This window comes from Haladaptatus sp. QDMS2, assembly GCF_029338295.1.
Lineage (GTDB): Archaea > Halobacteriota > Halobacteria > Halobacteriales > Halococcaceae > QDMS2.
The window spans coordinates 2,326,589-2,344,834 of the sequence record NZ_CP119791.1 but is presented as its reverse complement, the minus strand read 5'-3'; the positions used below and the strand labels follow the sequence as shown (position 1 = coordinate 2,344,834).

General features: G+C 61.5%; 21 protein-coding genes and 2 tRNA genes. 10 read left to right on the top strand and 13 right to left on the bottom strand.

Going from position 1 to position 18,246, the window contains the following annotated elements; all coding sequences use genetic code 11:
* Position 1 precedes the first annotated feature (1 nt).
* Positions 2-1,561, bottom strand: a complete 1,560-nt coding sequence (locus P1M51_RS12740) for a DNA-directed RNA polymerase subunit B'' (protein ID WP_276245549.1) — start codon at positions 1,559-1,561, stop codon at positions 2-4.
* Positions 1,561-1,788: a DNA-directed RNA polymerase subunit H gene (locus P1M51_RS12735; RefSeq protein WP_276245548.1), complete on the bottom strand. Its 228-nt coding sequence runs from the start codon at positions 1,786-1,788 to the stop codon at positions 1,561-1,563. The genes P1M51_RS12740 and P1M51_RS12735 overlap by 1 nt, the downstream gene beginning before the upstream one ends.
* A 209-nt stretch (positions 1,789-1,997) precedes the next feature.
* On the opposite strand from P1M51_RS12735, the gene P1M51_RS12730 reads away from it, so the two are divergent.
* Both P1M51_RS12730 and P1M51_RS12725 read left to right on the top strand, forming a co-directional pair.
* Positions 1,998-2,070: transfer RNA gene (locus tag P1M51_RS12730), tRNA-Asp, on the top strand.
* Between the two features lie 258 nt (positions 2,071-2,328).
* A tRNA-Asp gene (locus tag P1M51_RS12725) sits at positions 2,329-2,401 on the top strand.
* Positions 2,402-3,050: 649 nt separating this feature from the next.
* Here P1M51_RS12725 and P1M51_RS12720 read toward each other — a convergent pair.
* Entirely contained in the window at positions 3,051-4,085 is a 1,035-nt protein-coding gene (locus P1M51_RS12720) for an ATP-binding protein (protein WP_276245547.1), read from the bottom strand.
* Between the two features lie 76 nt (positions 4,086-4,161).
* On the opposite strand from P1M51_RS12720, the gene P1M51_RS12715 reads away from it, so the two are divergent.
* Positions 4,162-4,611: a carboxypeptidase regulatory-like domain-containing protein gene (locus tag P1M51_RS12715; protein WP_276245546.1), complete on the top strand. Its 450-nt coding sequence runs from the start codon at positions 4,162-4,164 to the stop codon at positions 4,609-4,611.
* Here the strand turns inward: P1M51_RS12715 and P1M51_RS12710 are convergent.
* A complete protein-coding gene (locus P1M51_RS12710; RefSeq protein WP_276245545.1) occupies positions 4,608-5,348 on the bottom strand; it encodes a protein-L-isoaspartate O-methyltransferase in 741 nt (246 codons plus the stop codon). The two genes, P1M51_RS12715 and P1M51_RS12710, sit on opposite strands and share 4 nt — an antisense overlap.
* Positions 5,349-5,369: 21 nt before the next feature.
* Positions 5,370-6,308: a bifunctional 2-polyprenyl-6-hydroxyphenol methylase/3-demethylubiquinol 3-O-methyltransferase UbiG gene (locus P1M51_RS12705; RefSeq protein ID WP_276245544.1), complete on the bottom strand. Its 939-nt coding sequence runs from the start codon at positions 6,306-6,308 to the stop codon at positions 5,370-5,372.
* A gap of 251 nt (positions 6,309-6,559) precedes the next feature.
* Between P1M51_RS12705 and katG the strand changes: the two genes are divergently transcribed.
* The gene (gene katG, locus P1M51_RS12700; protein ID WP_276245543.1) at positions 6,560-8,698 is read left to right on the top strand and encodes a catalase/peroxidase HPI; all 2,139 of its coding nucleotides are present in this window, start codon (positions 6,560-6,562) and stop codon (positions 8,696-8,698) included.
* 36 nt (positions 8,699-8,734) lie between these two features.
* On the opposite strand, the gene P1M51_RS12695 is transcribed toward katG, so the two are convergent.
* On the bottom strand, positions 8,735-9,388 hold the full coding sequence (locus tag P1M51_RS12695; RefSeq protein WP_276245542.1) for an HVO_0476 family zinc finger protein: 654 nt from the start codon (positions 9,386-9,388) through the stop codon (positions 8,735-8,737).
* Between the two features lie 52 nt (positions 9,389-9,440).
* Positions 9,441-10,415, bottom strand: a complete 975-nt coding sequence (locus P1M51_RS12690; protein ID WP_276245541.1) for an aminopeptidase — start codon at positions 10,413-10,415, stop codon at positions 9,441-9,443.
* A 115-nt stretch (positions 10,416-10,530) separates the two neighbouring features.
* Here P1M51_RS12690 and P1M51_RS12685 point away from each other — a divergent pair, with 115 nt between their 5' ends.
* Together P1M51_RS12685 and P1M51_RS12680 are read left to right on the top strand one after the other, a co-directional pair.
* Positions 10,531-11,544, top strand: a complete 1,014-nt coding sequence (locus P1M51_RS12685) for a type II glyceraldehyde-3-phosphate dehydrogenase (RefSeq protein ID WP_276245540.1) — start codon at positions 10,531-10,533, stop codon at positions 11,542-11,544.
* Between the two features lie 42 nt (positions 11,545-11,586).
* Positions 11,587-11,970: an Hsp20/alpha crystallin family protein gene (locus tag P1M51_RS12680; protein ID WP_276245539.1), complete on the top strand. Its 384-nt coding sequence runs from the start codon at positions 11,587-11,589 to the stop codon at positions 11,968-11,970.
* A gap of 6 nt (positions 11,971-11,976) precedes the next feature.
* Here the strand turns inward: P1M51_RS12680 and P1M51_RS12675 are convergent, their stop codons facing one another.
* Together P1M51_RS12675 and P1M51_RS12670 are read right to left on the bottom strand one after the other, a co-directional pair.
* Positions 11,977-12,831 (bottom strand): RimK family alpha-L-glutamate ligase, encoded by an 855-nt coding sequence (locus P1M51_RS12675; protein WP_276245538.1) that lies wholly within the window; start codon positions 12,829-12,831, stop codon positions 11,977-11,979.
* 45 nt (positions 12,832-12,876) lie between these two features.
* Positions 12,877-13,407 (bottom strand): 50S ribosomal protein L16, encoded by a 531-nt coding sequence (locus tag P1M51_RS12670; RefSeq protein ID WP_276245537.1) that lies wholly within the window; start codon positions 13,405-13,407, stop codon positions 12,877-12,879.
* 143 nt (positions 13,408-13,550) lie between these two features.
* Between P1M51_RS12670 and P1M51_RS12665 the strand changes: the two genes are divergently transcribed.
* Both P1M51_RS12665 and P1M51_RS12660 read left to right on the top strand, forming a co-directional pair.
* On the top strand, positions 13,551-14,540 hold the full coding sequence (locus P1M51_RS12665) for a glutathione S-transferase family protein (RefSeq protein ID WP_276245536.1): 990 nt from the start codon (positions 13,551-13,553) through the stop codon (positions 14,538-14,540).
* Between the two features lie 98 nt (positions 14,541-14,638).
* On the top strand, positions 14,639-14,833 hold the full coding sequence (locus tag P1M51_RS12660; RefSeq protein ID WP_276245535.1) for a hypothetical protein: 195 nt from the start codon (positions 14,639-14,641) through the stop codon (positions 14,831-14,833).
* A 66-nt stretch (positions 14,834-14,899) separates the two neighbouring features.
* Here P1M51_RS12660 and P1M51_RS12655 read toward each other — a convergent pair whose 3' ends face one another.
* The gene (locus P1M51_RS12655; protein ID WP_276245534.1) at positions 14,900-15,325 is read right to left on the bottom strand and encodes an Hsp20/alpha crystallin family protein; all 426 of its coding nucleotides are present in this window, start codon (positions 15,323-15,325) and stop codon (positions 14,900-14,902) included.
* Positions 15,326-15,489: 164 nt separating this feature from the next.
* Between P1M51_RS12655 and P1M51_RS12650 the strand changes: the two genes are divergently transcribed.
* Positions 15,490-15,921, top strand: a complete 432-nt coding sequence (locus P1M51_RS12650; protein ID WP_276245533.1) for a universal stress protein — start codon at positions 15,490-15,492, stop codon at positions 15,919-15,921.
* Between the two features lie 21 nt (positions 15,922-15,942).
* Here P1M51_RS12650 and P1M51_RS12645 read toward each other — a convergent pair whose 3' ends face one another.
* The 3 genes from P1M51_RS12645 to P1M51_RS12635 all read right to left on the bottom strand — a co-directional run bounded on the left by P1M51_RS12645 (position 15,943) and on the right by P1M51_RS12635 (position 16,864).
* The gene (locus P1M51_RS12645) at positions 15,943-16,350 is read right to left on the bottom strand and encodes a nuclear transport factor 2 family protein (protein WP_276245532.1); all 408 of its coding nucleotides are present in this window, start codon (positions 16,348-16,350) and stop codon (positions 15,943-15,945) included.
* Between the two features lie 122 nt (positions 16,351-16,472).
* Complete coding sequence (locus P1M51_RS12640; RefSeq protein ID WP_276245531.1) at positions 16,473-16,667, bottom strand: cold-shock protein; 195 nt, start codon at positions 16,665-16,667, stop codon at positions 16,473-16,475.
* Between the two features lie 2 nt (positions 16,668-16,669).
* Entirely contained in the window at positions 16,670-16,864 is a 195-nt protein-coding gene (locus tag P1M51_RS12635) for a cold-shock protein (protein ID WP_276245530.1), read from the bottom strand.
* Positions 16,865-17,219: 355 nt separating this feature from the next.
* On the opposite strand from P1M51_RS12635, the gene P1M51_RS12630 reads away from it, so the two are divergent.
* Positions 17,220-18,215 (top strand): hypothetical protein, encoded by a 996-nt coding sequence (locus P1M51_RS12630; protein WP_276245529.1) that lies wholly within the window; start codon positions 17,220-17,222, stop codon positions 18,213-18,215.
* Positions 18,216-18,246: the final 31 nt, after the last annotated feature.

Genomic DNA, 18,246 nt, shown 5'->3' with positions numbered 1-18,246 from the left:
GTTAGTCCGCCATTGGTTCGACGCCTTCGAGACCCGGGATGCCCTCGACTCCCATCGACGCCAGTTCGCGTTTGAGTTCCTGTTCGTCCTGGATGTTCTGCGATAGCTCCATCGCCTGCGCGAAGTTCTTCACGAGCCCACAGTTTGGCCCCTCAGGAGTCTCCGAAGGACAGATGCGACCCCACTGGGTCGCGTGCAGGTCGCGGGCTTCGAAGTGCGGCTGACTGCGCGAAAGTGGCGAGCGCAGTCGGCGCAGGTGAGAGAGCACACCCATGTAGTCCGTGCGGTCGACGAGCTGTGAGACGCCCGAGCGGCCACCGACCCAGTTGCCCGTCGCGATTGGGTGTTCTAAGCGCTCGGTGAGCACGTCAGAGCGAACCACGGTGTTCACGGAGAGTTTGCGGTTACGCATGTTCGCACGTTCGAGCTGGTACTTCACGTCGCGTGCGAGCTTGTTGAGCGCCGTCCGGAACAGGTCCTTCATCAGGTCGCCGCTGACCTTGAGGCGCTTGTTGGCGTAGTGGTCCTTGTCGTCGGAGTCGCGGCGGTGCAGTGCGAGTTCGAAACACGCCTCGGCCATCCGACAGAGGTAGTACGCCTTGTTGATGCGGACCTCTTCCTCGTCGACGCCGTCCTCGTGGAGGTGGGGGAGGAGGTAGCGGTCGATGACGTAGTTGGCCCGCTTCAACTGGTAGTTCTTGCCCTGGCCGCTCGCGACCCGCTTGCCGAGGTGCTCGATGGCTTCCTCGGTGGTCTGGACCTCTGCGGCCTCTAAGTTCTCGAGCATGAACTTCACGACTTCCGGGTCCTCGGAGACGCGGTGGACGATCTCCTCGTCTGATTCCAGTCCGAGCGCGCGGACGAGCGTGACGAAACTCACGCTGCCGGAAACGGACGGGAACGAGACTTCGAGCAGTCCCTCACGATTTCGCTCACACAGCACGAGCGCACGGTAGCCGCGGCGCTGGCTGAACGTTTTCGCCACCTGGATTTCGTCGCCGTACTTCGTGTCGTACTCGGCGAGAATCTTGTTCGGCGCGAGGTCCTCGCTCGTCATGAGGACGCGCTCTGAACCGTTGACGATGAAGTAGCCGCCGGGGTCGGCCGGGTCCTCACCGATTTCGACGAGTTCGTCGTGGTTGAACCCGTTCAGGTTACACTTCGACGAGCCGACCATGATGGGCATGCGCCCGACCTTCGTCTCGGCCTGGTCGACGACTCGTTCTTCTTCTTCCTCGCCGCCCTTGATGATGGACATCTCCATGAACACCGGAGCGGCGTAGGTGATGTTGCGCAGGCGAGCTTCCTGTGGGTACAGGAGCTCTTCACTACCGTCTGCTTCGCGTACACGCGGGGTGACAACGCGGACGTTGCCGAGTTCGACGTACACCGGTTCTTCGCCCTCTTTGTCGCCGATGTCCGTCTCGATGGTCGCCTTTTCCTCGACGACCTCCTGCATGCCGCGTTCCAAGAACGCGTTAAACGAACGGAAGTGGTGTTCTGCGAGTCGTTCCCTCGAAAAGTACTGTCTGGAGATTGCGCGTCTATCGTCCGTATTCATTATTCCACCACGAGGCGGTATACGACCGCCGTCTCGGTTGTTCGGGAGTTTCGCACGATTTTGATGACGTCACCCACTTCCGCCTCGTCCGGGAGTGCGGGGTCGGTGCGTTTGATTTTTGGAAGGTCGGTACGATTGATGTTGTATTCTTCCAGAACCTCCTCGACCGTCTCGTCGTCGAGCACGAGGTGTTCTGGGACAAGTTTGTGTTGGCTTACGTCTACCATGTTTGCCTCTGGCCAGTGGGAGAAGCGGCTCTCACGAGATACTACAGGCCAGTACAGGCGCGGTCCATTTAAGGGTTGTTAACCTCGTCTCCGAGCGCGCACGCGTGGCACGCCCGCGAACCGGTCGGGGCACACGGTACCACCCGCCGTCGTCCATCGATTTAGTAAGTCTTAAGACCAACACTCCGTTACGAATAGTTGCGTCACCCGCCCGGGTGGTGTAGTGGCCTATCATACAACCCTGTCACGGTTGTGACCCGGGTTCAAATCCCGGCTCGGGCGCTTTTTCAACGAACTAACTGACGAGCACCGCGTAGCGTGTGCTCGGAATCGTGTGAGTTGTAACGCAACTATAGAGGGATTTGAACGTTCGAGCGAACACCGTGAGCGAGAGTCGTTCAAATCCACGGTGCCCTCGCTTCTGCGAAACTTGAACGACTTCTACGGACCTCAGCTGACGAACGAGGGCGGTTTTCCCACCCTCGTACTCACCTAGTAAGCCTTAAGGCCGACACCCCGCAACGGTTAGTTGCGTCACCCGCCCGGGTGGTGTAGTGGCCTATCATACGACCCTGTCACGGTCGTGACCCGGGTTCAAATCCCGGCTCGGGCGTTTTCTACAGAACCAATTTGTCCAGCGAGGCGTCTCGTCGCCGAGCACGACTGATTCTGGTGTAACACCCACAGAGGGATTTGAACAAAGGAGCAGCTTGCCTGCGACTGGTGTTCAAATCCGCCGTGCTCCCAGCACAGTGAGGCTCGGGTACTTTTCCGTTTCCTACCGTCCTCAGAGCAAGAGCGATCTATACCTCGCACCCCGAAAACGACCGAACAGATTCGTCTTCACACAAAATCAACCTCCTCTGACTGGTCCCTCGTCGATGCAGAGCGGTTCCCACGCTTGTGGAATCGGCAACAATTGGTTGTAAGTTCACTCGCTGGTCTGACACGTTTTTCGGCGGATTCCCACCGACCACCTTTCACGACACGAATGACCGTATTTCGGGTGTTTTCGCGAGCCAAGGCTCTTAGAGGATTCGTCAGAGAGTCGCGCAGTATTATGCTGGCATCCGGTCCTGTAAGAAAATCGCCACTAAATTTCCACCGGGACGTTAACAACTTGGATATTCATGCCAAGGGGATATGCCCCTGCGGTCTCTATTCTAATTTGGTGCGGTCGAGCCTTGCCCGGACTCGATACGTGCCTCTGACAACTTTCGACCAGCCTCTAACTTGCCCGGTGGAGGCTGGCCATCTCTCTTTCACTCGGTGAGCGAAGACACGAAAGGGGTATCTCCGCCGTGGGCGGTCTCCCAGGGTCGGATTTTTACCGCGTGCATCCGTTCGGTAACGTCATCCACGATGAGCGCCTCGCCCGGCTCCGTCGGCATCCGACCTGCGAACGAGCCGTCCAGATACGTCGGACGGGCGGGCGCTCGCGGCCGCCGGTCTGCTTCGTTCGTCACTCGATGGACGACCAGCAGGTCCGCATGCGAGTGGGCCACTGGCGGCAACGCGCCGGGACGCTGGGTCGCGGCGACGAGGCTGACACCGGGTTGGCGACCGCGGGTGAGCAACGTCCGGAGCGCCGGCGCGGCTAAACCGTCGAAGAAGACGTGCGCCTCGTCGACGAGCAACCACGGGAACCAGTCGATTTCGCCACGCATTCGCGCTTGATAGAGCGCGTCCGCGACTGCTCGGCCGATGGCGTTCATCGGAGCGGCAGGTAAGCCAGCGCAGTCGAGGACTGTCAGGGCACTTGTACAGAGTGCGCCAACCGACAGGCCATCGGGTCCGAAGCAGCCCCACTCGCGTGCGAGTGCGAGGTGATTGAGGGCGGCACGGCGCGTCGCCCGACCTGCTTCTGCTGTCTCCACGAATTCCTCCATCGCGTCGAGCGTCGGCTTCGCTCTCGCCGCACGCCAGACGAGACTCCCCACTGCGTCGGCCGGGTCCAGGTCGAACAGCCCACACCAGGCACGCGGTGAGAGCGTCTCCGGTGCAATCGTCGGTGACCGTTCGACCGTCGCCGCGAACTCACCGGCAGCCTCGGCCAATCCGGAGAACGCGCCCATCGGGTCGAGGATGACCGGCGCGATACCCGAGGCCTGTGCCACCTCTTCGGCCAGCACGCCGAGAGTGCAGGACTTCCCCGACCCGCGCTTGCCCACGACGAGCGCCGCGTGCGGGCGGTTCAGGTCGAGTCCTACCTCGCCGCCGCGACTTCCGTCGCGTGCTCTGAAGTGGCCCACACTCGCAACTGGCCCCTGCGAATCCCGCCGTCCGAGCACGTCCATGGCTCCCTCTCGTCTCGGTATCGCACTTGAACCCTCGTCCGAGACTTTATATCAGAACGCGGGACCAGCCCGGGGTATGTCCGCATTCAGCAGGCTGCTCGCTGACGACCGTGCAATCGAAAGCCTACCGATTCGACTCGTCATCGCGCTCGTGGTGGGCGTGGCGAGTCTCAGCGTGATGATGAACATGCTCTCTGGCGTGCAGGGGCTCGCGGTTTCGGAACTCGACGTTCGCCCTCAACCAGCGGTCATCAATCCCGGCTCTGAGGACGTGACACTCGAAGTTGTCGACGCCGACGGAAATTCGGTCTCCAACGCGACCGTCGTCGTTCGTGGCGGCACCGCAGACCTCGAACGCATTCACACAGCGCGGACGAACGGCGATGGTGAGGCGACAGCCTCACTCTCTCCGAGTCTCGCTCCCAACCGCGACATGGGCACGCTCGAACTATCGGTGAAGCCACCGGCTGGTAGTTCGTTCGTCGACCGACGCGAAAATACGGAATTGCTGGTGGTGCGCGACTAGAGGCGGTGGTCCCAGTCGATCCACTCCTGTTCCCAGCCGTGGCGCGACTCCGCGTCGCGAACGGCGTGTTCGTAGTCCTCGCGGGCAGTGCGGTTGCGTTCGACCGTCCCCGCTTGCTCGCCGTCTACGAGTAGTGGCCGGAAGATGACCGTTCCGCAGTGCTCGACCACGTCGCCGCCCTCGATGGCGACGAGCGTCTGCTCGCCCGCGCCGAGTGGCATCACCAACCGGCCACCCGGCGCGAGTTGGTCAAGGAGCGCGGCAGGCGGTCGAACGGATGCGGCCTCCACGAGAATCTTGTCGTACGGCGCGTATGCCGGCAAGCCGAACGCCCCGTCACCCTGGTCTACGTAGACGCTTTCGTATCCGGCATCGGCGAGGCACTGACGGGCGTCGTAGACGAGCTGACGCGAGATGTCGACGGCCTGGACGTTGGCTGCGCCGACGATTTCGGCCACGACGGCGGCGGTGTAGCCAACGCCAGCGCCAACGATGAGAACCGACTCGTCGGGTTCGAGACAGAGCGCTTCGAGGAGGCGACCCGCGGTGCTCGGAGCGAGAATCGTCGTTCCACGGTGGTCGAACGCCTGGTCCGTGTAGGCTCCACGAGCGTCGTCGACGAAGCAGTGGCGGGGGACGGTGCGCATCGCGATGCTGACCGCGTCGCTCGTCACACAGCGTTTACTCTCGTGTTCCAGGCTCGCGACCATGTCGTCGCGGAGCACCGCGAGATCCATACCCGAGAGAGTGACCGGAAACTAATCAATGGCGCGCCTGCCACAGACCACTTGCAGGTCCGTACCGGGGATGGATTCGACGCGAATCCGCTTCAAACTAGCTGCCGACAACCACTCGCGAAACTGCGCTTCGGTGTGCGTGTCTCCGCGCTCACTCTGGGCGAACATGTGCGCACCCACGAGCGCGGCGTTTGCGGCGCGTCCGCGTACGGACTCACTCATCACGAGCGACCCACCCGGTGCGAGCGCGCCCGCGGCGTTCTCGACGAGCGCGGCGACGTCGGCTGGCCCGTGCCAGTGAGCCACGCCACCGGCGAAAACCAGGTCGTATTCACCGGGAATCGAATCGATGTAGTCGCCGGCGAGCAGCTCGATGTCCTCGTGGCGGAGTTGTTTGCGGTCGCGTTCGACCACGTCGGGTGCGTCGAGCAGCGTCACGTCGGAGCCACGCGCCGCGAATTCGAGCGCGTAGGTGCCCGGGCCGCCGCCGACGTCGAGCACTCGGAGGCCGCCGTCGTGGTAGTGGACGGCCGCGGTCACGACGGCGCGAACCGTCGCGTCGTCCATCGCCGCGTGCGCACCGAGCCTGTTCACCGTCCACTCCGGCGGTTCGGGCGTCGGCAGTCCAGACTGCATCGCCTCCGGGAGGGCGACCCAGCGGTCTAACGCGTCGAGTTCGTGCGAGAGTCGCCCGACGGATTTGAGGTCGGTTTTTGCGAAGAAGCCGAGCGCCCGATTCGTCGGTTCGTACTCCTCGCCGACCTGTTTGAGAAAGCCTCGCTCACAGAGCGCCTCGATGGTGATTCGCGCCGCTCGTTCGGTCACGTCGGCTTCGCGGGCCACCGCCGCGGGCGTCCCCGCCCTGGTCATCACTGCGTCGAGGATTCCGGCGCGACGCGCCGCCCAGAGGACGAGCAGTTCGCGGAACTCCTCGCGGTGGTCGGTGTCTCGAGTTGGCATTAGCGTGCCTCCGTCATGGGCGGAGAAACGGACGGGAGACGTAAAAACGAACGCCGTCCACTCCCTGCCGTCTCCGCTACCTTTTTTCGCCTGTCACCCTAAGTTCGCATACGACTGAATTGAATGTCTGACGTCAGACCACCACGTGGGATGGGGACACCCGACCATTCCAAGACGACTGCAGCGCGAACCGACCAGCTGACCACTTCCGGTCAGCCCACATCGAACGACGTAACAGAGGCACACACCCAATGAGCAAATCCAACCAAGACTGGTGGCCGAACCAACTGAACCTGCGAATCCTCGACCAGAACGCCGACCCCGGCAATCCGATGGACGAGGACTTCGACTACGCAGAAGAATTTCTCTCGCTCGACCTCGACGAGGTAAAAGCGGACATCGAAGCGGTAATGACCGATTCACAGGACTGGTGGCCGGCCGACTACGGCCATTACGGCCCGCTATTCATCCGAATGGCGTGGCACAGCGCCGGCACGTATCGGACGACCGACGGCCGCGGTGGCGCGGCGGGCGGCCGACAGCGGTTCGCCCCGCTCAACAGCTGGCCTGACAACGCGAACCTCGACAAGGCGCGCAGACTGCTCTGGCCGGTCAAACAGAAGTACGGCCAGAAACTCTCGTGGGCCGACCTGCTGGTCCTGACCGGAAACGTCGCCCTGGAGTCGATGGGCTTCGAGACGTTCGGCTTCGCCGGTGGGCGCGTCGACGCCTACGAACCCGACGAGGCAGTCGACTGGGGGCCGGAAAACGAGATGGAAGCGTCCGAGCGCTTCGACGAGAGCGGCGAACTCGAGAATCCGTTCGGGGCCTCCGTCATGGGTCTCATCTACGTGAATCCCGAGGGGCCAGACGGACAGCCGGACCCACTCGCCTCGGCGGACAACATCCGCCAGACGTTCAGCCGCATGGCGATGAACGACACGGAAACGGCCGCACTCATCGCGGGCGGGCACACCTTCGGGAAGGTCCACGGTGCCGACAGCCCGGAGAACCTCGGTCCGGAGCCCGAGGCAGCTCCAATCGAAAAGCAAGGCCTCGGCTGGGAGAGCGACCACGAATCCGGAAGAGGTGCCGATACGATTACGAGCGGTATCGAAGGCCCCTGGACGGACGCGCCGACCCAGTGGGACATGGGCTACCTGAACAACCTGCTCGACTACGAGTGGGAACCGGAGAAAGGCCCCGGCGGTGCGTGGCAGTGGAAGCCAACGGACGAGACCCTTCACGACACCGTCCCGGACGCCCACGACTCGTCGAAAAAGCAGACGCCGATGATGCTGACGACGGACATCGCCCTGACGCGCGACCCGGACTATCGGGAAATCATCGAGCGCTTCCAGCAGAACCCAGCCGAGTTCCAGGACGCCTTCGCGAAGGCGTGGTACAAGCTGATTCACCGCGACATGGGCCCACCGATTCGGTTCCTCGGTCCGGAGGTTCCGGACGAGGAGATGCTGTGGCAGGACCCGCTTCCCGAAGTCGACTACGATCTGATTGACGAGGACGACGTCGCCACGCTCAAGGCGGAGATTCTCGATTCAGGACTGTCCCGCTCCCAGTTGGTCAAGACCGCCTGGGCGTCGGCATCGACGTACCGCGACAGCGACAAGCGCGGTGGCGCGAACGGGGCCCGCATTCGCCTCAACCCACAGAAGAACTGGGAGGTCAACGAACCCGAGCAACTCGCGACCGTTCTCGAAACGCTCGAAGGCATCCAGGAGGACTTCAACAGTTCTCAGTCCGATGGGACGCAGGTCTCGCTCGCAGACCTCATCGTCCTCGGTGGCAACGCAGCAGTCGAACAGGCGGCGGCAGACGCCGGCTACGACGTGACCGTCCCGTTCGAACCGGGCCGCGTCGATGCCTCGCAGAAGCAGACCGACCCAGAATCGTTCGAGGCGCTCAAACCGGACGCAGACGGGTTCCGGAACTACCGCTCCGAGGCGGCCGAACGACCTGCTGAGGAAGCCATGGTGGACAAGTCGGACCTGCTGAACCTGACGGCACCCGAGATGACGGTGCTCGTCGGCGGGATGCGGGCGCTCGACGCGAACTACGAAGGGGCCGACCTCGGCGTCTTCACTGACCGACCGGGGACGCTCTCGAACGACTTCTTCGTGAACCTGCTCGGCATGGACATCGACTGGCAACCAGTCGAAGGGTCCGACAACCTGTTCGAAGGGCACGACCGCGACACGGGCGAAGTCAAGTGGAAGGCGACGCGCGCCGACCTCGTCTTCGGGTCGAACTCGCGGCTTCGAGCCATCGCAGAGGTCTACGGTGGCAACGACGCAGAAGAGAAGTTCGTCGACGACTTCGTCGAGACGTGGAGCAAAATAATGCACCTGGACCGCTTCGACCTCGAATAAGCGCGGCGATTGCGGATTCGGCGTTTTTCTTTTTCGTTACCAGGCCGACCAGGCGGTCGAACTCTCGTCGCGGACGTAGAGTCGCTTGATGTCCTTTGCCTTCGCCGAGTCGCCGCCGAAGTCGAACTGCTCGCGGTCGTAGCCCTCGGCGTCGTCGCGGAGGATGATGCCTTCGACAGTGAACTCCTCGCCGTCCAGTTCCTCGGTGCGGCCGACGGTGAAGTCGTAGTCGCCGGGCACCTGAATCTTCAGGCTCTTGGTCTCGTCACGTCGCCCGTCTTTCGGGTGCATGGTGACATTGACGCTGATGTTGTCCACGGCGCGCGTCCAGAACGTCTTGATGTCCTCGATTGTCGCTTCCTCGACGCGGTTGCCGTCGGTCGTTTCGATGCTCGTGATGCGGACGGTGAGGATGGCCTCCTCGGTGTCTACGATGAACTCCTCGCCGACGGCGCTCGTCTCCTTTGGCGGGGCGCTCACAGTGGCTTTCACGGACTCGCCGTCCTGAGAGATGACGACCATCTTCTCAACGGTCGATTCGCTCTCGACGGTCGTCTTGTGGACGTGACCGCAGTCCGTACAACGGACGGTGATCTGGCCGTTTCCGGGCTTCAGCACCTCGTGGACGGTTTCGAGTGTGGGCGAACACGAGGGGCAGACCACGGCAACGCGGTCTGATTGTGTACTCATGGTCGAATCTAGCCGTCCCAGCCTAAAAGTGCGTGGCGGTTCGCGAGAGGCGTCAGTCCCGGCGTGGCTGTGGCAGTTCGATTTCTACGCCGTCTGCGTACACGGTCGGTTCGCGGAGGATGCCGTCGAGGTGGAGCGGCGCGGACACGTCGCCGCCGATGCCCGCGTCGTCACCGATGGCGATGTGGACCGTGCCCGCCGCCTTCTCGTCTAAGAGGACGGAGCCGACGAGTTCGTCGACGGCGACGTTCGTCCCGATGCCGAGTTCGGCGAGGTTGTAGGCGTCCTTCCCGACCTCTTTTGCGGCGGTTTCGATTTGCCCGCGGATGTCGTCGTCGCTGACCTCGGTGACGTAGCCGTCTTCGACCGTAAATGAGAGCTCCTGTCCCTCGTCGAGCAGGCCGTAGGGCATCATCGTGCCGTCGACGACGAACGTCCCGTTCGCAGTGACCGGACTGATGAACACCTCGCCTGCGGGCAGGTTCGAGAAGTGGCCGGGTTTGTGGACGATGCCGGTGTCCGCGAGCCATTTGCGGTCGCCGAACTTGAAGGTGATGTCGGTGCCCTGTGGGGAGGTGACGCGAACGGTCGTTGCGTTCTCGACCTTCGCTATCGTATCGTAGGACGTCTCCTTGATGTTCTCGTAGTCGGCGTCGAGACCGGTCGTGAACACTGCTTCGGTGATTCCCGGCAGCGTCGCGCCGCGCGCGCCCGCCTCGTTCGCCTCGCTGCGGGCGCGGGTGTGGCTCAGACTCTTGGTCGTCGGCGCGAGGAACACGTCTGCTTCGCGCAGGGCGGCCGCGACGGGCGCGGCGGGTTCTTCGCCGTGCTGGCTGAGCGGCGGGTAGCGCATGATTGATGCGTCTGCTGTCACGTTTCGGGCGGCCTCGTAGAGTGCTTCGCCGATTCGCACGCGTTTGTCGTCGGTCACGATGAGGCAGGACTCGTCGGACTGGAGGTCGAGACACTGGTTGATGGCGGTCTCGGCCGCGGCGGCGAGGGCGGCGTCGGTGGCCTGTTCTGACATGATAACTGCCTAGTGACGGGTGCCATTCAACGTTCCCATCCGAGACGTTGTGCCACGCTGACGACATACACGATTGCCCGAAACGATTATGCGGACAGCAAAACCACCGCCACATATGATAAAAGTCGGGATTAACGGCTACGGCACAATTGGTAAGCGCGTCGCGGACGCCGTTCGCGCACAGGATGACATGGAAGTCATCGGCGTCGCGAAGACGCGCCCGAACTTCGAGGCGGAGACGGCGGTGAAGAAGGGCTACCCGCTCTACGCCGCCATCGAAGACCGCGCCTCACTGTTCGCGGATTCGGGTATCGAAATCGACGGCATGGTCGAGGAACTCATCGAGGAAGCCGACATCATCGTCGACGCCACCCCGTCCGGCATCGGCGCGCAGAACAAGGAACTCTACGAGCAGTACGAGACGCCCGCGCTCTACCAGGGTGGCGAGGACGCGGACCTCGTCGACGTAAGCTTCAACGCCCGCGGCAACTTCGCGCAGGCGGAGGGCGCAGACCACGTCCGCGTCGTTTCCTGTAACACGACCGGCCTCTCACGACTCGCTGCGCCCCTCGAAGAGGAGTACGGCATCGAGAAGATGCGCGTCACGCTCGTCCGCCGCGGTGGCGACCCCGGTCAGACGTCTCGGGGTCCCATCAACGACATCCTCCCGAACCCAATCTCGCTGCCCTCCCACCACGGTCCCGACGTGAAGACCATCTTCCCGGACCTGAAAATCGACACCCTCGGCATGAAGGTTCCAGCGACGCTCATGCACACCCACAGCGTGAACGTCGAACTCGAATCGACGCCGGACCCAGCGGAGGTTCGTGAACTCCTCGAAAACGAGTCGCGCACGTTCGTCATCCCCGAGCACATGAACATCGACGGGGCGGGCAAGCTGAAGGAACTCGCCCACGACATTGACCGCCCGCGCGGCGACCTCTGGGAGAACTGTATCTGGGGCGAGTCCATCAGCATGGAAGGAAACGACCTCTATCTGTTCCAGGCCATCCACCAGGAGTCAGACGTGGTTCCTGAGAACGTAGACGCCATCCGCGCCGTCCTCGGTACCGCAGACGCCAAAGAGAGCGTCGAAAAGACCAACGAGGCGATGGGCATGGGCATCTAACCGTCCCAAGTCTTTTGGCTTCAACCACCCTACAGCATACCAATGAAACGACGAGATGACCGCGACCCGTTCGACGACCTGTTCCGGGAAATCGAGCGGATGATGAACGACGTCATCGGCGGCAACGTGGACGTCAACGTAGACCGGGCAGACGGGAGCGAAAGCCCGCACGTCGTCGTCTACGAGGAGACGGACGTCGTTCGCGTCATCGCGGACCTACCGGGCATCGACAAGAACCAAATCGACCTGAAGTGCGATGGAAAGACGCTCACCATCACCGCAGAGAGCGACACGCGAAACTACGACGAACACGTCACGCTCCCTGTTCGCGTCGACGAACACTCGGCGAAAGCCACCTACAACAACGGCGTCCTCGAAGTGACCCTCGAACGTGCCGAGGATTCCGCCGATATCAGCGTTAACTGAGCGTTCTCACTCGTATTTCGCCGTCTCTCTGATGACTCCAGCGAGTCGGTCGTAGAACCCGTCTTCGTACTTCGCCGAGTCGTCGATGGTCGGTCGCGCGTTCGTCTCGTTCACCACCGCTCGCTCGTCGGTGGCGAGGATATCGACGCCGAGCAACGGGATGTCGAGGATTTCTGCGGTCTGCTCGGCGAGTGTTTTGAGGTCTTCAGAAAGGTCCACACCGGTGGCTGTGGCTCCTCGGTGGACGTTGTGTTTCCAGTGGTCGCTATTTTCGGGCAGGCGACGTTCGACCGCGCCGACGTATTCCCCGTCGAGGACCATCACGCGGTAGTCCCGTGCGTTGGGAACGAACTCCTGGACGAGAAACGATTTGTCGCCGGTCGCCATGTAGTCGTGGACGAGCGTGAGGTAGTCGGTGACGCCGAGAAAGGAGTCTGCGTCGTGGACCTTTACGACCCCAGTTCCGCGAGTCGTGGAGTTGGGTTTGACGACGACGGGCGTCTCGAAGTCCGCGAACACGGCTTCGAGGTCGGCCCGTTCGGTGGGATTCGACACGAGCGTCGTCTCGGGGACGGGAATCCCCTCGCGGGCGAGTGTGGCGATGACGCCCGCTTTGTTTCGAGAGGTGAGAATCGCCTCGCGGTCGTTGACCCACGGAACATCGAGGAGCGCGTCTGCGACGCCGCCTTCCATGATGCGTGAGGGGTAGACGAAGCCGACATCGAACCCGTCCCAGGGTTCGGTGAGCGAGAGCGTTCGCTCTGACGTTCTGACGTGTTCTGCGACGATTCCTCGGGCTTCGAGTGGCGACTGGATACGTTGGTACGTTTCCTTGTCCGTCGCAACCGCGAGACGCAGCATACGCTGACTGAGCGTGGGCAGCGATAAAAAGGGTCCGTGGCCGACTTACGCGACGAGCAGTTCTTCGCCGCGTTCGACGACGATGCGACACGGCGGCGTGACCTTGTTGTAGGCACGACGGAAGGCGTCCTTGACGACGGGGGCGTCCTTCACGTCACACCACGCGGTGAACAGGCGCTCGCCCTTCTGGATGCGTGCGGCGGTGCCGACTGGCTTCCCGAAGGCGAGGCGCATCCCGTCAGAAACACGGTCTGCACCCGCGCCGGTTGCCTGTTTGTTCTCACGGAGGACCTGGTGGGGGAACTTGCGGAGAATCATCTTGTAGTTGCCCTCACCGAGCTGCTTGATGAGCGCGCGGTTCGCGCTCAGGCGTGCTGCTTCGAGCGACCCGTGACGAATCTGGCAGGCTTCCTCGAGAACGAGGGAGATTTGGACAGGGTAGTCGTCGGGGTCTGCGTCCACGGCACCCATTTTGTACTGTGCGACTTTGGAACCGGGGATTCCGGTGATGTACTCTCGTCGGGTGTACGACGGCTTGTCGATGTCCCGGTACATCGAGGCAGGTTTGTCGGCCATGGTTACTACTGGAGGCTGACGCCTACCGCGTCAATAAACCCTTCGAACCGACGGCACCGTTTGGGTCTCTCTCGCGCCCGATTTCGTGCGAATCGGTCACACGATTGCGAGCCGTTATTGCCGTCTCTTCCTATGAATCAGCCATGAAGATGTTCAAAAATGGCGAGTGGGGTCACCACTACGAGTCCACGAATTTGGACGGCGAATTCGAGCGCCAGTCCACGATGTTTCGCGATTGGATCGAGGACGACCCGGAGGCCGAGTATCCGGCGGAGGCAGGGCGCTACCACCTCTACATCTCGTGGGCGTGTCCGTGGGCCCACCGCACCGCGCTCATCAGAAGCCTTCGCGGGCTCGAGGACGTCATCTCGATGGACGTCGTCGACCCCTACCGCGACGAGGGTGGCTGGCAGTTCACGCCCGAGAAGGCGGGCTGTACGGCGGACTCCATCAACGACTTCGACTATCTGCGCGAGACCTACCTCGAAGCCGACCCGAACGTCACTGGGCGCGTCACCGTTCCCGTCCTCTGGGATAAGGAAACGGGAACCATCGTCAACAACGAATCCGAGGAAATCCTTCGGATGCTCGACACGGCCTTCGCGGACTTCGGCAACACCGAGGTGACGCTGTACCCGGAGGGCTACCGCGAGGAGATAGACGACATTATCGACGCCATCTACGAGCCAATCAACAACGGCGTCTACCGCGCCGGCTTCGCCGATTCACAGGACGCCTACGAGAATGCCGTCACCGAACTGTTCGATAATCTCGACTACTGGGAAGACGTGCTCGAAGACCAGCGCTACCTCGCCGGCGACCGCCTCACCGAGGCGGACATCTGTATGTTTACGACGCTCGTGCGCTTCGACCCGGTGTACGTGAATCACTTCCGGTGCAATCTCCGCCGCATCGCCGACTACCCGAACCTCTGGAACTACCTGAAAGACCTCTACCAGACGCCCGGCGTCGCGGAGACGGTCGACTTCGCACACATCAAGGAACACTACTTCACCACCCACGAGAGCCTCAATCCGAAGGGTATCATCCCGAAGGGACCAGTCCTCGACTTCGAAGAGCCACACGATCGCGACCGTCTCGCGGGCCGGCCTCCGGAAGCGCTCGTCCAGTAATCCAATCTGACCGCGTCGTTCAGGTTTCCGGACAGCTTTTCGCTTCGTTTGCCAGCCGAGGCAGCTTCAAGTACCTTGGTAGCGTACCACATTCGTCTATGCCAGATGCAAAGCGTGGCCGAGAGAAGAAGGGCCTCCAGAAGGAGAAACAACTGCTCGCGGTCGAGGCCGAACGGGAACTGGCAACGGTCGGTGAAGACCAACAACTCGAGGATTTTGAAGACAACGTAGAGGAGATAAATCTCGAAGAAATCACGATTTCTGAACTAGAACCGGAAGAATCGGACGCGTAACGTCCCACACGCGTTTCGGCACAACATTATTTTCTGAAAAACGGAGCGTCGAACTGAGCGAGCGACTTAGTCGCTAATCTCGATGCGGTGGCTGTCGTCGTCCATGTCCTCCACGGTTGGGAGGTGGATTTCGAGGACGCCGTTGCGGTACGAGGCGGTGATGTCGGCTTCCCGAATCTCACCGGGAATCGTCAGCTGCTCGTGGACCTGGCGGCGCTGTGAGGCGTACTCGCTCTCTACCTCGTGGGTGCCTGTGACGGTGAGCACACCCTTGTCGAAGCGGATGTCGATTTCTTCCTTCTCGAAGCCGGGCATGTCGCCGAGGACGACGTAGCCCTCCTCGTCGGTCTCTAGGGTCAGGTTGCCACCCATGTTGCGGAAGTTGGCGGCGAAGTCGCCGCCCTCCATGCCCCAGAACGGCGAGCGCATCATGCGTTCGCGCATCTGTTCCATCAGGCGGTCCATCTCGTCGAATCGGTCGTTGAATCGCATGGTAGGTTACCGACACCCTTATAAGTCGTATGAGATATTAAACGTAGCGTCACCCGTGATAGCAAGGTGAAAACAGCAGGACAGAGATACATTCACTTGACGTAAGTGTGCTGTGGCAGGCGGGCAAGCACTATCGCTAAGACAGCGAACGTCATAGTTTCTGTATGTACCATAACATTTTGATACCGACCGACGGCAGTGAGGGGACCGAAAAGGCAGTCGAGCAAGCACTCGACATCGCCGAAACCTACGACGCGACACTCCACGTCCTCTACGTGGTGGACACGGCTGCGTTCGCCCCCGAGGTGGACGTGGCGCTCATCATCGACTCGCTTCAGGCACACGGCGAACGCGCGGTCGCAGACATCGAAGCCCAGGCGGTCGAAGAAGGCGTCGTCGTCGAGACGACCATCGAGACGGGGTCGCCACATCGCGAGATCCTGCGCTACGTCGAGGACAACGACATCGACCTCGTCGTGATGGGGACCCACGGTCGTACGGGTCTCGGACGTTACCTGCTCGGCAGCGTCGCAGAAAAGGTCGTCCGGAGCTCGCCGGCCCCGTGTCTCACGGTTCGGATGCGGGACGACGACTGAACCGCCGGGAGGATTTGTCGCTCAGAGCGACCCGCTCGCCTGCGGGACCACCGTCACCGACGAGAGTTTCCACTCCCCGTCTACGCGCTCGAATTCATCCTCGTAGCGCCCTTGCATCCACTGCTGTTCCCCCTCGTCGTCAGTGAACTGGAGCAGCAGGTACCACTGCCCGGTCGCTTCGTCCCCGTCCACGTCGATGACCGGGTTCGAGAGCAGGTGTGCGGTCTGTTGGTACATATTGTCGAAAATCTCGGTCGCGAAATACTGGAGGCCCTCGGCCCCCTCGGCGGGGTCCTGCCCGGCCCGTCCGAACGTTCCGTCCTCGGTGAACAGCGACACCCACTCGTCGTAGTCGCCGTCGTCGATTCGATAGCAGTATTCGTGTTTGAGTTGACTAATCTCCAGGAATTCTTCGACACTTGATGCCATGGTTCACCCTCGTCCGTACTGCGGAAAAACGTTTGTGTGGCGGTCGGATGCGGCCCGATGCGTCGCTCACGACCGTAAAATACGCTGAGAATGTTGAATTCGCGTAAAACGTAGAACCCGGTTTACAGACGGGTGACGTTCTTCGCGCGGGGGCCTTTGTCGGCCTGTTCGATGTCGAACTCGACTTCCTGCCCCTCCTCGAGGTCAGGGCCGCCGACGTCTTCCATGTGGAAGAACACGTCGTCGTCCGAGTCTTCAGTCTTGATGAAACCGTAGCCACCAGTGTCGTTGAAGAAGTCGACTTTCCCTTTCGCCATGATTACAGGCGCTCCAGGTTTTTCGCGCGTGGGCCTTTGTCGGCCTGCTCGATATCGAACTCGACTTCCTGACCTTCTTCTAAGTCAGGGCCGCCGATGTCTTCCATGTGGAAGAACACGTCGTCGTCTGCGTCGTCCGTCTTGATGAATCCGTAACCGCCGGTGTCGTTGAAGAAATCAACCGTACCTTTCGCCATTACGAATGGACGAATGTCCCAGCCGGTGTTAAGGCTTGTGTATTTATTCTCAAAATCCAAATGTCAGTTGGTCAATCGTCCGGTTATGGGTGACCTTCTGCTACTTATGACTTGTATTTCCGTGATTTTCTACGCAATCACCTATCGTTTCCGGGATTAACCGCACCACTCCGTTGGTATTCACAACTTCTTCCACGACAGATGCGTTGCATTTGCGGCCAGCCGATTTAAGGGACTGTGAGCCTTTGATTCACCAATGAGTTATTTTGTAGCGAACGTCGAAAACGGCCTGAAAACACCCTCTAACCTGTGAATTCGTTCTTCATCGCTGTCCTGTTCTGGGGGCGTGGGGACGATGGGTGAGCCACCGGAGACTGTCTCGTCTGTCCAGCAGACAGCAGGTCCACTCGAGCGCCTGGTAAATTGGTTTCTGCTCGGCGGCAACCGGCTCGTGGTTGCAGGCATCTTCACACTCGTCGTCTTTCTCACGTTCTTCTCGCTCGTCGCTGTCGGCGTGCTGGCTGTCGGCCCGAGCAGCGTCGCCTCGTCACTCTTCACGAGTGGCCTCGCGTCGGGCGTGCTGACGCTGATTACCGTCGCGCTCTCTATCAACCAGCTCATTCTCTCGCGCGTGTTCGGGTCGCCGAACGAACTGCGCGACAAACTCGACGGTTCGCGGACCTTGCGCGAGGAAGTTCGAACCCTCGCTGGGGAAGCCACGACGCCGAACGACCCGGCTGATTTTCTCTCGCTCATCGCCCGGACGCTCGAAGCCAGAGCGAACACACTCGACGAGAACCTCACGTCCACGGCTGAATCCCACGCGACGCTCTCGTCGTACGCCGCCGACGTCGCCGAGTACGGGGCCAATATCGACGACGCAATCGAGAGCGAAGAGGCGATCGTCGACGTTCTCTCGGTCATCATGGGAACCGAGTACGCACGCAACCTGCGTGCGACTGAATACATGCAGAATACCTACACCGCGGACCTCCCGACAGAGGCAACCGAGCAACTCGACGCAATCGACCGCCTTCTCGAGGCGATTGCGGTGACCCGCCAGTTCTTCAAAACCCTCTCACTGCAGCAAGATTTCGCCCAACTCTCTCGCTTCATCGCCAGCTCTGGTTTCCTCGCGCTCGTGGTCACGGTCCTGCTCGCGCTCGTCTACACGTCGAGTGGCGTCATGGTCGCTCCTTCGCTGCTCCCCATGCTCGTGAGCGTGGGTCTCGCGCTCATCTTCGTTCCGCTGGCGCTCTTTATTGCCTACACGCTTAGAGCCGCGACGATTGCCCACCGAACCGTATCTGTCGGTCCGTTCATCCCACCAGAGGAGCGAACCGATAGCTAAGCACGGGCGAGGACGGCCGAAAAGCAGTGCG

Excerpts from the sequence above, each read along its gene's own strand:
- P1M51_RS12630 (WP_276245529.1), top strand. The coding sequence starts at position 17,220 with ATGGGTGAGCCACCGGAGACTGTCTCGTCTGTCCAGCAGACAGCAGGT.
- P1M51_RS12665 (WP_276245536.1), top strand. The coding sequence starts at position 13,551 with ATGAAGATGTTCAAAAATGGCGAGTGGGGTCACCACTACGAGTCCACG.
- katG (WP_276245543.1), top strand. The coding sequence starts at position 6,560 with ATGAGCAAATCCAACCAAGACTGGTGGCCGAACCAACTGAACCTGCGA.
- P1M51_RS12675 (WP_276245538.1), bottom strand. The coding sequence starts at position 12,831 with ATGCTGCGTCTCGCGGTTGCGACGGACAAGGAAACGTACCAACGTATC.
- P1M51_RS12710 (WP_276245545.1), bottom strand. The coding sequence starts at position 5,348 with ATGGATCTCGCGGTGCTCCGCGACGACATGGTCGCGAGCCTGGAACAC.
- P1M51_RS12680 (WP_276245539.1), top strand. The coding sequence starts at position 11,587 with ATGAAACGACGAGATGACCGCGACCCGTTCGACGACCTGTTCCGGGAA.
- P1M51_RS12735 (WP_276245548.1), bottom strand. The coding sequence starts at position 1,788 with ATGGTAGACGTAAGCCAACACAAACTTGTCCCAGAACACCTCGTGCTC.
- P1M51_RS12720 (WP_276245547.1), bottom strand. The coding sequence starts at position 4,085 with ATGGACGTGCTCGGACGGCGGGATTCGCAGGGGCCAGTTGCGAGTGTG.
- P1M51_RS12645 (WP_276245532.1), bottom strand. The coding sequence starts at position 16,350 with ATGGCATCAAGTGTCGAAGAATTCCTGGAGATTAGTCAACTCAAACAC.
- P1M51_RS12740 (WP_276245549.1), bottom strand. The coding sequence starts at position 1,561 with ATGAATACGGACGATAGACGCGCAATCTCCAGACAGTACTTTTCGAGG.
- P1M51_RS12650 (WP_276245533.1), top strand. The coding sequence starts at position 15,490 with ATGTACCATAACATTTTGATACCGACCGACGGCAGTGAGGGGACCGAA.
- P1M51_RS12715 (WP_276245546.1), top strand. The coding sequence starts at position 4,162 with ATGTCCGCATTCAGCAGGCTGCTCGCTGACGACCGTGCAATCGAAAGC.
- P1M51_RS12670 (WP_276245537.1), bottom strand. The coding sequence starts at position 13,407 with ATGGCCGACAAACCTGCCTCGATGTACCGGGACATCGACAAGCCGTCG.
- P1M51_RS12660 (WP_276245535.1), top strand. The coding sequence starts at position 14,639 with ATGCCAGATGCAAAGCGTGGCCGAGAGAAGAAGGGCCTCCAGAAGGAG.
- P1M51_RS12685 (WP_276245540.1), top strand. The coding sequence starts at position 10,531 with ATGATAAAAGTCGGGATTAACGGCTACGGCACAATTGGTAAGCGCGTC.
- P1M51_RS12690 (WP_276245541.1), bottom strand. The coding sequence starts at position 10,415 with ATGTCAGAACAGGCCACCGACGCCGCCCTCGCCGCCGCGGCCGAGACC.
- P1M51_RS12635 (WP_276245530.1), bottom strand. The coding sequence starts at position 16,864 with ATGGCGAAAGGTACGGTTGATTTCTTCAACGACACCGGCGGTTACGGA.
- P1M51_RS12640 (WP_276245531.1), bottom strand. The coding sequence starts at position 16,667 with ATGGCGAAAGGGAAAGTCGACTTCTTCAACGACACTGGTGGCTACGGT.
- P1M51_RS12695 (WP_276245542.1), bottom strand. The coding sequence starts at position 9,388 with ATGAGTACACAATCAGACCGCGTTGCCGTGGTCTGCCCCTCGTGTTCG.
- P1M51_RS12655 (WP_276245534.1), bottom strand. The coding sequence starts at position 15,325 with ATGCGATTCAACGACCGATTCGACGAGATGGACCGCCTGATGGAACAG.
- P1M51_RS12705 (WP_276245544.1), bottom strand. The coding sequence starts at position 6,308 with ATGCCAACTCGAGACACCGACCACCGCGAGGAGTTCCGCGAACTGCTC.